Annotated in this window: 9 protein-coding genes; 6 read left to right on the top strand and 3 right to left on the bottom strand. The window is 62.1% G+C overall.

Translation table 11 applies throughout. The features are described from left to right. The first annotated feature begins 44 nt into the window (after positions 1–44). From LB571_RS20590 to LB571_RS20570, 5 genes are all read left to right on the top strand, one after another. The gene (locus LB571_RS20590; protein ID WP_015317822.1) at positions 45–1,061 is read left to right on the top strand and encodes an ABC transporter permease; all 1,017 of its coding nucleotides are present in this window, start codon (positions 45–47) and stop codon (positions 1,059–1,061) included. Next, positions 1,061–2,032 carry an ABC transporter permease gene (locus LB571_RS20585; protein ID WP_015317823.1) on the top strand — a complete coding sequence of 324 codons (972 nt, stop codon included), beginning with the start codon at positions 1,061–1,063 and terminating at the stop codon, positions 2,030–2,032. The genes LB571_RS20590 and LB571_RS20585 overlap by 1 nt, the downstream gene beginning before the upstream one ends. Continuing rightward, the gene (locus tag LB571_RS20580; protein WP_224597496.1) at positions 2,029–2,988 is read left to right on the top strand and encodes an ABC transporter ATP-binding protein; all 960 of its coding nucleotides are present in this window, start codon (positions 2,029–2,031) and stop codon (positions 2,986–2,988) included. Before LB571_RS20585 ends, LB571_RS20580 begins: the two co-directional genes overlap by 4 nt. Before the next feature lie 8 nt (positions 2,989–2,996). Beyond that, the gene (locus tag LB571_RS20575) at positions 2,997–3,983 is read left to right on the top strand and encodes an ABC transporter ATP-binding protein (RefSeq protein WP_224597493.1); all 987 of its coding nucleotides are present in this window, start codon (positions 2,997–2,999) and stop codon (positions 3,981–3,983) included. Between the two features lie 121 nt (positions 3,984–4,104). Then, positions 4,105–4,407 carry a DUF982 domain-containing protein gene (locus tag LB571_RS20570; protein WP_015317826.1) on the top strand — a complete coding sequence of 101 codons (303 nt, stop codon included), beginning with the start codon at positions 4,105–4,107 and terminating at the stop codon, positions 4,405–4,407. Between the two features lie 94 nt (positions 4,408–4,501). On the opposite strand, the gene LB571_RS20565 is transcribed toward LB571_RS20570, so the two are convergent. The 3 genes from LB571_RS20565 to LB571_RS20555 form a co-directional block, all read right to left on the bottom strand. Continuing rightward, complete coding sequence (locus tag LB571_RS20565) at positions 4,502–6,028, bottom strand: HlyD family type I secretion periplasmic adaptor subunit (RefSeq protein WP_015317827.1); 1,527 nt, start codon at positions 6,026–6,028, stop codon at positions 4,502–4,504. 3 nt (positions 6,029–6,031) lie between these two features. After that, a complete protein-coding gene (locus LB571_RS20560) occupies positions 6,032–7,747 on the bottom strand; it encodes a type I secretion system permease/ATPase (RefSeq protein WP_224597490.1) in 1,716 nt (571 codons plus the stop codon). 128 nt (positions 7,748–7,875) lie between these two features. Beyond that, on the bottom strand, positions 7,876–11,481 hold the full coding sequence (locus LB571_RS20555) for a DUF5801 repeats-in-toxin domain-containing protein (protein ID WP_015317829.1): 3,606 nt from the start codon (positions 11,479–11,481) through the stop codon (positions 7,876–7,878). 838 nt (positions 11,482–12,319) lie between these two features. On the opposite strand from LB571_RS20555, the gene LB571_RS20550 reads away from it, so the two are divergent. Then, positions 12,320–12,583 (top strand): hypothetical protein, encoded by a 264-nt coding sequence (locus LB571_RS20550; protein ID WP_224587228.1) that lies wholly within the window; start codon positions 12,320–12,322, stop codon positions 12,581–12,583. Positions 12,584–12,710: the final 127 nt, after the last annotated feature.

Below are 12,710 nucleotides of genomic sequence, written 5' to 3'. Positions count from 1 at the left end.
CAGTAGTGGCCTGGGTGCAGTAACGAACCGCGGAGGGCACGTCCGTGTCGTACCAAGTCGCTGCCGTGCCGCGCAAAACGCGAGGGCCCTGGGCCGTCGCGTTTGCGAAGCTGGCAAGAAACAGGGCCGCCATGGCGTCCCTGGCCGTGTTCCTCGTCATCGTCCTTGCCTGTCTCAGTGCGCCTCTCTACGCGAAATGGGCAGGTACAGACCCCTTCGCCTCGACGCTCGACGCCGTCATCCAGATCGACGGCGCCGATGTTCCGGTGATGGAACAATCGACAGAGGGGCTCGGGCTTGGCTACACGCCGCTCGGCCCGACCTGGCGGGTCGGCAACTATTTCCTCGGCGCCGACAGCCAGGGGCGCGATGTCATGGCCCGGATGCTCTATGGCGGGCTGAGCTCGCTGCTGATCTCCGGAGCAGCGACCATCTTCACGCTGGTTCTCGGCACGGCGGCGGGATTGATCGCGGGGTATTTCGGCGGCGTTACCGACACAGTTCTGTCGCGCTTGCTGGATGTGCTCTGGGCATTTCCGATCTATCTCCTGGCGATTTCGCTTTCCATTGTCACAATTTCGCAAGGCATCTCGATCGGACCGATCGAGATCGAGTCCGGCAGCCTGTGGTTGCCGGTCATCATCATCGGTATCGTCTATATACCCTATGTAGCGCGTCCGATCCGGGGGCAGGTTCTGTCGCTGCGGCACAGCGAGTTCGTTCTGGCCGCGATCAATCTGGGCGTACCGGGATGGCGGATATTGTGGCGCGACATCCTGCCCAACATCACCACCACCCTCATCGTGTTCATACCGCTGATGATGGCGCTGAACATGCTTACCGAATCGGCGCTCTCCTTCCTCTCGATTGGCGTCCAGCCGCCCGCGGCGAGCTGGGGAACCATCATCCAGGACGGGCAGGCGCTGCTTTACACCAGGCCACTCGTGGCGCTGGTGCCAGGCCTGGCGATCGCGATTTCCGTCATGACCCTCAATGTCTTCGGCGACGGCCTGCGCGACGCGCTCGACCCGCGCTCGAAGGTTCGGCTGGGGCGCGACTGATGATCTACGCCATCCTGCGCCGTTTCGGTCAGATGCTGTTCGTGATGTTCGGCATCTCGGTCATCGTCTTCCTGATTTTCTTCGCCACACCGGGCGCCGACCCGGCGGCCCGTATCGCCGGCCGCAATGCATCGCCCGAAGTGCTCGAGGCGGTACGCCACAGCTTCGGCTTCGACCGGCCGCTCTACGTGCAATACGTGACCATGATGGAGAAGATCTTCGTCACGGGCGATCTGACTTCCTTCGTCAATCGCGGCTGGAAGGTGGTGCCGGCGGTGATGGATTCGATCCCGGTCACGCTCTCGTTGGTATTCGGCGCGGCGATCCTGTGGGTGGTGGTGTCCATCATCATCGGCATCGTCGCCGCCGCAACCCGCGACAGCTGGCTCGACAAGCTTCTGATGGCGTTGGGCTTGCTCGGCATTTCCATGCCGGTCTACTGGCTGGGCGAGGTGATGAACCTGATCACCCAGAGCCGCTATCACGACAGCTGGGCATTTTCCTGGGTGCCGCCGCTTGGCTACAAGAATTTTTCCGACGATCCGAAAGGCTGGTTCCTGACGCTGGTCATACCCTGGATCACGCTCGCCATCCTCTACATCGGCATTTACGGGCGGGTCTTGCGCGCGGCGATCATCGAATCCCTGCAGGAAGATTATATCCGCACGGCCCGCGCCAAGGGCCTTTCGGAGACCCGCATCCTGCTGCGCCATGCCTTGCGCACGTCGCTCATCGCCTTCGTCACCTTGTTCGGTCTCGACTTCGGCGCACTGGTGGGCGGCTCGGCCCTCCTGACCGAAGTGGTGTTCGGGCTGCACGGCATCGGCAAGCTCACCTATGACGCGCTGCAGAACCTCGATCTGCCAATGATCATGGCGACGGTGATGTACGCTTCCATGTTCGTGGTGGTCGCCAACGCGGTCGTCGATTTCGTCTACATCCTTCTTGATCCGCGCCTGAGGACATCATGATATTGTCGGTGCGTGATCTCCGTGTATCCTTCCGGACCGATGATGGCCTGGTGAGGGCCATCGATGGCGTTTCCTTCGACCTCGCGGAAAGCGAAATTCTCGGTGTCGTCGGCGAGTCCGGCTCCGGCAAGACCGTGTCGCTGCTTGCGGTGATGGGGCTTATCACCGATCCCAACGCCATCATCGAAGGCTCGATCCGCTACAAGGGTCGCGAGTTGGTCGGATTGCCACCGCGCGAACTGAGGCGCCTGCGAGGCAATGAGATCGCAATGATCTTCCAGGATCCGATGACGGCGCTGACGCCGGTCTACACCATCGGCTGGCAGATCGCCGAACAGATCTGCGCGCATCGCAACATCAGCAAATCCAAGGCCATGGAGCGGGTGGAGGAACTTCTGGCGGAGGTGAATTTCCCCAATCCGCACGAAGCAATGTCGCGCTATCCGCACCAGCTCTCCGGCGGCATGCGCCAACGGGCGGTGATCGCGATGGCGCTGTCCTGCAACCCGGCGCTGCTGGTGGCGGACGAGCCGACCACGGCGCTCGACGTCACGGTGCAGGCCGGCATTCTCGATCTGGTGCGCAAGCTGCGCGCCACGCACAAATCGGCGGTGGTCTTCATCACCCATGACATGGGCGTGGTCTCCGAACTCGCCGACCGGGTCATGGTCATGTATGCGGGCCGCATCGTGGAACGCGGCAGCCGCACGGAGCTGTTTTCCGACCCGCGACACCCCTATACGCGTGCATTGCTTGGTTCGATCCCGCCGCTGACCGGTGCCAAACCCCGCCGCCTGCCGGCCATTCCCGGGTCTCCGCCATCGCTGCTGCGATTGCCGCAAGGCTGCGCCTTCGGTCCGCGTTGCCCCGTCGGGTACGAGCCCTGCCTAACCGGCAAGCCCGAGCTTGGCGCCGCCACGCACGCGGCGGCCTGTTTCCGGGTGGCGCAGACATGAGCGGACCGATGATCGACAAAGACCGTCCAATCCTCGAAACGCGCGGGCTCGGCAAACGCTTCTCGATCGGCAGCCGTTTTTCCGCGGAGGGCAGGCGAACCGTCCACGCGGTCGACAATGTCTCCCTGACAGTGCGGCGCGGCGAAACCGTTGGATTGGTCGGCGAGTCCGGATGCGGCAAGTCCACGCTGGCGCGATGCCTGGTCAGGCTTTACGACATTTCGGACGGCAAGCTCCTGTTCGAAGGCGACGACATCACCTCGAAATCGCTGTCTGAACTGAGGCCGCTGCGGCGGCGCCTGCAAATGGTCTTCCAGGACCCGTCGGCCTCGCTCAATCCGCGCCGGCGCGTCGGCGACCTGGTGGCCGAACCGCTGCGCATCCATGGCAGGCTTTCATCGCGCGAGATCGCCAGCCGCGTCGCGGAACTCTTCGACCTCGTCGGACTGTTGCCGGACCATGTCATGCGCTTTCCCCATGAATTCTCGGGCGGGCAGCGCCAGCGTGTCGGCATTGCGCGCGCCATCGCCCTGAATCCCGATCTCGTCGTTCTCGACGAACCGGTCTCCGCGCTCGACGTGTCCGTACAGGCGCAGATCGTCAACCTGCTTGCCGATCTCCAGGAGAAGTTGGACCTCACCTATGTCTTTATCGCCCACGACCTGTCCGTGGTGCGTCAGGTCTCGACCCGCATCGCGGTCATGTATCTCGGCTCCATCGTCGAGGAAGGACCGGCGGAAGAGGTATTTTCAGCCCCGGCCCACCCTTACAGCCAGGCGTTGATCTCGGCCGTTCCCGTCGTGCAGGCGACGCCCACTGGGACGCGCAAGCGTATCATTCTGACAGGCGACGTACCGAGCCCGCTCAACCCGCCATCCGGCTGCCGTTTCCACCCCCGATGCCCAATCGCGGTTGAGCGCTGCCGTTCGGAACGGCCGGAGCTGAGGGAGCACCAATCCGGCCGCAAAGCGGCTTGCCACTTCCCGACGGTATAGCCGACCTCATTCCGATCGCCAGAATCTTTTAAAAAATTCTGTTTTCCGTATGGAACAAATCACCAGGCGGGGCGTTTCATACGGTTCGATCGAGCGCATCTCGATCGACCGGGAGGAAACAATGGACTACCTGCATTTCTTTGCGCCCGTGCGGATATCGCGCGGGCAGGGGCATCCTGTAGAAGAAGTGGATAGTGTCGCCGAGGCGATGGTTTTCTTGCGTAAATGGCCGACGGGACGACGTGGGCCAGTGTATCAGTGCGCGCTGAATTGCTGCTCGGCTGCCCTGTCGGGACAGATGTCGGCGGAGGAAGCCAGAAAGGCGTTCACCGGATTTGCCCGGATCACGCGGCTTCTCGACGATGACATGGCACTGCCGATGGGCAGCGACAGCATGGCGAGCATACACGCGCTGCGGCGATAGCCGCCACGCCCCTCTGCCTCTGGTGGATCGCGCCCCTTACGGGCGCGATGGAGGTTATGCTTGACCCTCGGGGCAGGTCGGTGGGTATCGCTTCTCAATTCTCCCTGAACCCACGATTGAGCGAATCGCGAACCGGCGCCAACATATAGTCCAGCAGCGTGTGCTCGCCGGTCAGGATCATGACTTCCGCCGGCATGCCGGGCGATAGATGGATGTCATGCAGATCCCTGAGATCGGCCGCGTCGATCTTGACCTTGGCAAGGAAATAAGGCTCTCCGGTTCTCTCGTCCGTCAGCCGGTCAGCCGAAATCGAGGTCAGCAGGCCATGGATTTGCGGCAGGTGTCTGGTTGGATAGGCCGACAGCACCACACGGGCCGGCATGTCCGGATGCACCACGTCGATATCCGTGGGCTTGATGCGGGAATCGATGATCAGATTGGCCTCGTTCGGGACGATGTCGAGAAGCGCCTGACCGCTGGAGATCACGCCCGATTCCGTTGTTACGCGCAGGTTCATCACCGTTCCGGCGATTGGCGCGACGATGTCCGTCCTCGCCAGCACGTCCTGGCGCGAAGGCAATTGGCTGCGCAATTCGGCGAGATCCGTGCGCGCTTTGGCAAGATCCTCGTTGGCGCTCTCGCTATCCTGCTGACGCAGGTTGAGGAGTTGGAACTGGGTCTCGCCGATCTGCTGATCGTTCTTCGCTATCTGCGCCCGGTTCGATGCCTGGTTGGCTCGAATGTCGGCCTGGGAGCGCTGAAGCGCCAATATCCGCGGCAGGCGTTCGAGGCCCTTCCTGTACATCTCCTGCGCGGAGGCGATCTCCTGGTCGATCAGGCCGAGTTGCTCGGCCTCGGCCGCCATGACATCCCTCGCTCCCGTGCTTTGCTCTTCGATCTGCGCGATGCGCTTGTTGAGGATCTGTGTGCGGCCTTGGCGGGTTGCGAGGCGGCTGTCGAGCAGCGCCTGTTCTTCGGCGACCACCTTTCGCGCGCTCTCGCTGTCGATCGAGGTCAGCTCCTTGGGGAAGGAGATCCGGTCCCGACCGGCAAGTTCCGAAACAAGTCGCGCCTCGGTCGCCAGCAGGCGAACATAGCGCCCCTCCAGCTCGTCATATCGCCCTTGCGCATCGGTCGTCTTCAGGCTGATAAGCACTTGGCCGACGCTGACTTTATCGCCCTCCTTAACGTGGATCGCGCCGATGATGCCGCCCTCCAGATGCTGGATGGTCTTACGATAACCTTCGGGGCTGACGACGCCGTTGGCAACGACAGCGCTCGCCAGCAGGGCGACGCTTGACCAAGCAGCGGTGCCGCCTACGAAAAGGATGGCCGAAGCGTAGCCCAGCATTCGCGCCGGCCGCGTCCGCAGCTTCAGATTGCGCCTGCTGGCACGGTAGGCGCGCGAGCGTCGCCGGAGCAATCCCGCAATCAAGAGCAGGAAGAGCGCGCCAGCCACCGCCAGCAACATTATGCGAGACGGCGTGTCGGTCCCATCCAACCAAACCGATACCGCTGTGCTGAGGTCGTTGGCGGAGGCGGTCAGCCTGTCGGTGAGTTCGTGCAAGCTGTCCGTCAGCCGGTTCAGCGTCGTCGAGAAGTCGCCAAATCGATCGCTCATGGCTCACTCCGCTGCGTTCAGTTTCGTTGCCGCGTTGGCAACAAGCTTTTCCCGCAAGGCCGCCGGAACCGGAATGCGCCTGGGCGGTCCGCCGAGCGCGCCGAGCACCTCGTCGCGCGTGCCGAACATCGAAACCGATCCGTCATGGAGGAAGACGACATGATCGGCGGTGCGCAGGAGATTGGTCTGGTGGCTGACGAGAATGACAGTGCGGCCCCGCTCCTTCAGTTGCTGGAGCACGTTGAACAGCGCCACTTCGCCTTCACCGTCCAGGCCGGTGTTCGGTTCGTCGAGAACGATCAGCTGCGGATCGCCGAACAGTGCCCGGGCCAGCGCGATACGCTGGCGCTGGCCGCGCGAAATGCGAGCGCCATGCGGTCCCACTTCGGTCCGGTAGCCGTTCGGCAGCCGCAGGATCATATCATGGATGCCGGCAAGCTGCGCCGCGGCGATGACCGCGTCGCTGTCGACGTCACGCAGGCGCGCGATGTTCTCGCCGATCGTTCCGGGGAACAGCTCGACCTGCTGCGGCAGATAGCCGAGATGCATGCCAAGTTCGTCCGAAGGCCAGTTGCACACCTCCGCGCCATCCAGCCTGACATGGCCGAGCGAAGGCCGCAGCGCGCCGACGATAAGACGACAGAGCGTGGTCTTGCCGGAACCGGACTGGCCGATCACACCGCAGGTCTGGCCCGGCTCAACGCCGAAGCTTATGGCATTGACAAGCGCCTGGGACGTTCCCGGCGCGCAGTAATGCAGGTTCTCGAGCTTCAGCCTGCCTTGTGGGCGGGGCAATGTGACGCCAACCGTTTGCATCGATCTGGTGTCGGCGAAAAGCTTCGTGAGATTGCTGCGCGCGGTTCGCGCGCTGACCAGGCCGCGCCAGGCGCCGATAGAGCGCTCGATCGGCGCCAACGCGCGGCTGAGCAGGATCGAGGCCGCAATCATCGAGCCTGGCGTCAGCTCGCGACGCAGGACGAGATAGGCGCCGAGCCCGAGCACCGCCACTTGGAGCGCTAGGCGAAGCGAACGCGACAAGCTGCCGATGACGGTGGTGCGCCGCAGGAGCCGGGTCTGGATATCCATCAGCGACTGCTGGTTTTCCTCCCAGCGCCGCAGCGCCGGCTCGGACATGCCGAGCGAGCGCAATGTCTCGGCGCCGTCGATGAACTGCCCGACGGCGGTCTGGCTGCGGCGCAGTCCGGCCGCGGCCTCCTGGCTCTTGCGGCGGGTGAGGAAATCATTGGCGAGCGCAGCACAGAACAAAAGCACGGCGCCGGCAAGACCGACCACGCCCAGCGCGGGATGCAGCAACCACATGAACGCCAGGAAGACCGGTGTCCATGGCGCGTCGAGAAAGGTCAGGATGCCGTCGCCGGCGATGAAACCGCGCAGGTCCGCTACGTCCTTCAGCCCGGCTTCGAGGCTGCTGCCGGCGAGCCGCGCGTCCATGGCGCGTTCGATCACCGGAACGCTGAGCTGGTCGTCCAGCCATTGGCTGATATGCCCCAGCATCATACGGCGGGCGTGTTCCAGCATGCCGTAGACGGCGATGGCGCCGACAACGGCCAATGTGAGCCAGAACAATGTGTCGATGGAACCGCTCGACAGTACCCGGTCGTAGATTTGCAGCATGTAAACGGTGCTGGCGAGCAGGAGAAGATTGGAGACCAGGCTGAAGAGGAGGAGGGCGGGGACCTGGTGGCGTGCCAGATGCATTACCTCCTGGAATTGCGGTCTTGGCTGCATCACGGAATTCCCACTTCGATGCTACTGCGAGTGCCCGGGCGCTCAGCTGGGGCGTGGCGGGTGGGGGCAGCAGCAGCTGCTGCCCCCGTAGTTGACCGTCAGGCGATGTCGACGTGGATGAACTGCACGTTGGTCATGTCGCCGTCCGCGTCCGCCACTTGGACGCCGAAGTCGAGGTGCGCGTCCGGTGTCGTGGTCTGGGTCGAGGTGAAGCCGAGGTCGACGATCTTCAGCACATCGTTGTCGGTCGCGTCCCAGTTCACCAGTGTGTTCTGGGAGCTACCACCACCAGAGCCAATCGCCCGTTGCAGGTCGATCGCAGTGTTGTCGCCTGTGATCCCGTTGCCGGATTGCATGATCTGGGCACCTTGGATCACCCAGTTCTCGCCGGCAGCGTTGTAGTCGTTCTTTTCGATGATCACGAGGCCGTCGTTGTTATCGAGCGGGAAGTCCGCCGCGTAGGCGGCAGGCACCTGCCCAGTCTTGTAGATATCGGCGTTGGAGATGTAGACCGCCTTGGAGGTGTGCACCGAACTGTCGGTGCTGCTGACCAGTTGAAGAATGACCATCAGGTCCTCGCTGCTGCCGATGCCGTCGAACTTGATCGCCATGTCGCTGGCCGCCTGGGTGGGAATGGTGTCCTCGGTGGCGATGCCGGGACTGTGGTCGAAGAACCGCAGCGTCAGCAATTCGCCCTTCTGGATGGTGTCACCAGCAACCCCGTTCGTACTCTGTGTGGCAGACACCCAATCCTCGTGGCTGTTTGTGACCAGGTCGCCGGGGTTCCACTGGGTGTCGGTAGGTGTCGCGCCGACCCCGTCACTGTCGCCGGTCGTGTTAAGCCCGAACTTAATGGTGTTGGTGGTCGAGTTCGCCGTGAACTGCACGAAGAAGTCACGGTCGGTCGTCTCCGGTGTACTGTCCGCCTCGAAGAGCTTCTCCACCACGATATTCGGGTGGCCGGTATTGCCCGTAGGCTCCTTGGATAGAAGCTCACTGGTGTGAAGAATGTCTTTGGTGAAGCCCTCCACCGCGTCGTTCAAGTTGATGGTGTAGGTGTCATTATCTTTGTCGAAGACAAGGGTGCCGCCCGCCGTTGCCGGGGGGTCGGCGGCCGAGTTGGGGTCGCTGTCGTAAGTGATTTGCCAGTTGAACGATGCCTGATGGGCGTCTTCCGACTGGAGCGTCGCGAACGAGCTGATGAACGGAGTCGCGCCTGGTGCAAGGCCGGTGAGGTTACCACCAAGGCTGAGCTGGATGCCGGAGAGCACGCTGTCCTGGTCGACAAAGTCCGAACCGCCACCCGTGTAGAAGGCAGCCGGATGAGCATCCGCGCCAACGTCGTAGCCAAAGGCTCCTATGGCTGATGCGCTGGTCGTATTGGCCAGAGTCTCGGGGGTGCCGGCAGTGCCGGTCTGGTCGCCGTCGAACGGCACGGTGATCGTCGGAGCATCGTCCTTGAAGATGAGACTCGTGCCGATGTTGACGGTGTCAGAATCCTGATCGCCGTCGCCATCCGTGATGGTTGCCGTCAACGTGATGAGATCATCGGACGTCAATGTTGTTTGCTGATCCGGCCCGGTGTCCGGCGAATGAATGATGGCGCGCTCCTGATCGAGTGTGACGTTACCGTCAATATCCACGCTAACCGTGAACACGACGGCGCCACCGGCTGAGCCGGCACGACCGACCACGGCGCCGCTTTCGACGAAAAGCAGGACGGACTGGCCGCTTAAGGTATCGATCAGGCCGCTGTCGTTCGTGACCAGATTTATTCCGAGCGCATAGCTGATGTCACCACCATCTGCACCGGCATTCGACTGGAAGGCGGCAGAGAAATCGCCGCTTTTGTCGCCCAGGCTGGACTCGTCAACCGTGATCGTCGGCTTGGTGCCGTCCCCCGTGACGCTCGGGCCGTCATCCCTGATCTGTACCTTATCGCCGATGGCGACGCTGGTGTCGCTGCTGTCTCCGTCGCTGTCGACGGCATGGAGCTTGGCGACCAGCGCGCTGTCGAGCATTGTCTGCACGTCGTCCGCGTCGCCGGGATTCGAGTGGGCAATCGCCAAGTACTGCGCGATGCTGAGAATGCCGTTCTGGTCGATCGAGATAGCGAGCGCGATCGGGTCGCTGGCGACGCTGCCGTCATTGCCGACATCAACCCGGCCTATCACGAGGCCATTCTCGACATTAAGCAGGATATTATGGCCATCAAGCGAATCAAAGCCGGAGTCAGCGTTTGGCCCGCTGACGCCAAGCGACAGCGTCTCTGTGCCAGGTGCGTCCGCGCCGAAGTTCGAGTTAGGCGTGACAGCGGCGGAAGCGCTGGACGCCCAGCCAATAGCCGAGCCAAGCGCCACGAAGGCGGCGGGCAGGGAGCCGAGCGGCTGGTCATCGGAGTTGAGGTCGACACCGGATGTCTCGTCCTGCAGCAGCGTGGCCGTTTCCTCGATCAAACTGGCCGCCGGGCCGTCGTCGTCGAAGTTGATAAAGGAGCCGACTTGTTCGGTGTAGGCGTTGGTTGATTGTCCACCAAAGTGAACTTCCTTCACATCGAAATAATCTTTCTGCGTATCGATGTTCTTGATGGTGAAGCGGTCAAAGGTAGCGTCTGCAGTGAAATCGACCGTCACGCCCTCGCCGACATCATGAAGGATCAGTCCAGGGCCGCTGTCATTAATGGTGATGCCCAGGGCTGCGGCCGTGGTTGTGACGCCGTTCAGTTTGAAGGTCACCGCGGAGATATTTATCTCTGCATCATTGTCATCGCCGGGCAACGCGGCGCCTTCCGCGTTGTCGTTATTGTTGTAGGCGTGGATCTCGATATCGGCCTTGGTATTGGTAGGTGTGGACTGCGAGACCGAAAAACCGGCGCTGATGACAGTTTCGATGTGGCTGCCGTAGTCTGGCGCGAGCGGCGAGTTGGTGAAGTTCTTGCCCGCGCTCTGGGTGCCACCATTGATGAGGTCAATCTGTAGCTCGCGGCCAAAGCGCACGTCCTGGGATGAGACACCCAGGCCTTGCGTGCTGATGTTGACTTCGGCTTGCACGCCATTGTCGTGAGCAGTGACGAGAATCTTCTGTGAGCTCGCCGCATCGGCGTCGAGAATGTACCATTTGTTGTGTCCGGGAGGGGCATCGCCAAGTTGGCTGAAATTGACGACGGTGGTTCCCGAGACCGATGCGAACACCTTGCCGGTCAGATCGATGCGGTCGTCTGGGTCGGCCGGGTTCAGATGGAGCAACGGCACATACTGAACCAGGTAGAGGTCCGCACTCGCGCCGGTGCCATCCAGCCCGAACGAGAAGGCGAGCGGGCCGTTCGCGTCTGGCGCGATGACCAGACTAGAGGTCCCAATGACGCCGATCACTACATTTGGGTGCCCCACGGCTTGGAATAGCCAGACATAATTGCCGTCGGCCGTCTGAATGCCGCTGTTCACACCGACGGTGGTGGAAAACGGGGTTCCGGAGGCGTTCTGCGTAAGAACGACTGAGTCGATGGTTTCCCCCGCGCTCGCCGAGGCCACCACGAAGTTGGACTGGAAGGCGACCTGCGGTGAGGCCAGCCCCCCCGCTCCGTCGCGGCTGAGGAGATATAGCAACGTGCCATTGCTGTTGCCGGTCGGGTCTATTTCACTGGGCTGCTGAAGGCCGGTCGTTTCGTCGATGATGATGTCTTGGGCGAGGATGTCGAGTGCCATCGGAATTCTCCCTGGTTATTGCGGCAGGCCCAAATCGGCCCCAACGCCGACAACCGGCCGCATGGGCGCGCATCCGCCGGTACGGCCGGCGCTACGCGTCCTCGTTAAAGAAAGTGGAGTGGTGAAATGGATCGGGGGTAGGGCGTCGAGTGCGTTCCAAGCCCTTCGCTCATGCCCCGGTCAGGCGTTCCCGCGCGGACGTGTCCTGCGCGCGTGGATCATCCGCGGCCGGCGGATGCTATCAGGCAATAAATAGGCCATGATGATGACCCCCCTCCCTTGGCACGCACGGATGTGCATGCCGTCCTCCTTTTATTAGCAATAGCTAAAAAGCTACTCCAATTTGTGGATAATTCAATATGCCTATTGCATTTTTGAAATTAATATGAATCTAAACCGATTCAAACGAGCATCGAACAGCCGTGAATTGCGGCAATGCTCGCCCGCCAAGTGTTTGAAATACAAAGAGAATGCAGTAGATTACAGGCTTTCCAAGCTGTTCGGTGATCAACACTGACCAGCCTCGGCAGAGAGCAACTAAAATAAAACATGCTGGAAGCAAAATTCGCTATGGATTGGACGGATCGGTATTGCCGGTTCTTCCGTCGCCAGTTGACGGCCCGCGGGCGAAGATCGACGTGGCCGATCCTCAGGTCGTCAATGAACTCCTATTCTCGCCCAACCTCTCCATCAATGAAACTGGCGCTCTCGATCCTGCTGCTTCTGTTGGTCCCGGGACGGTGACCGCCTCGACACCACGTCTCGTGCAGAGACCGGCAAGGTCGAGTTCGAGGTCCCCGGCATCCGCAGCGAGGGCGTCCAGGCGGTCGACATCGAAATGGCACGCGACGGCGCCACTGCCTATGTCGCGCTCGGTTCGGCCAACCGGGTGGCCGAAGTGGATGCCAAGACGCTGGCGGTGCGCCGCCTCTATCTCGTCGGCCAGCGGCCGTGGCACTTGGCGTTGTCCGATGACCAGAAGCGCCTGGTCAGCGCCAATGGCAATTCCGGCGACATCTCGTTCATCGATCTGGAGAATGAGGAGGTGGTGAAGTCGGTGCCGGTGGGACGCGGCCCCTGGGGAGTGGTGATCGGTCCATGAAGGCGCTGTCGCTCGAGGGCCGTTCAGTTCGGCGGTCGAACTGATACGCTTCACGCTCTATCTGCGCTTCGATCCCGTTTCCGCCCTTGTCGTTCTCGCCTGCCTCGTCGTGTTTTTCCTGGCGGCA

Source organism: Mesorhizobium sp. BR1-1-4 (assembly GCF_020165375.1).
Lineage (GTDB): Bacteria > Pseudomonadota > Alphaproteobacteria > Rhizobiales > Rhizobiaceae > Mesorhizobium > Mesorhizobium australicum.
Note: the sequence above shows the minus strand (reverse complement) of the source record. Positions and strands in the feature narration are given on the sequence as shown.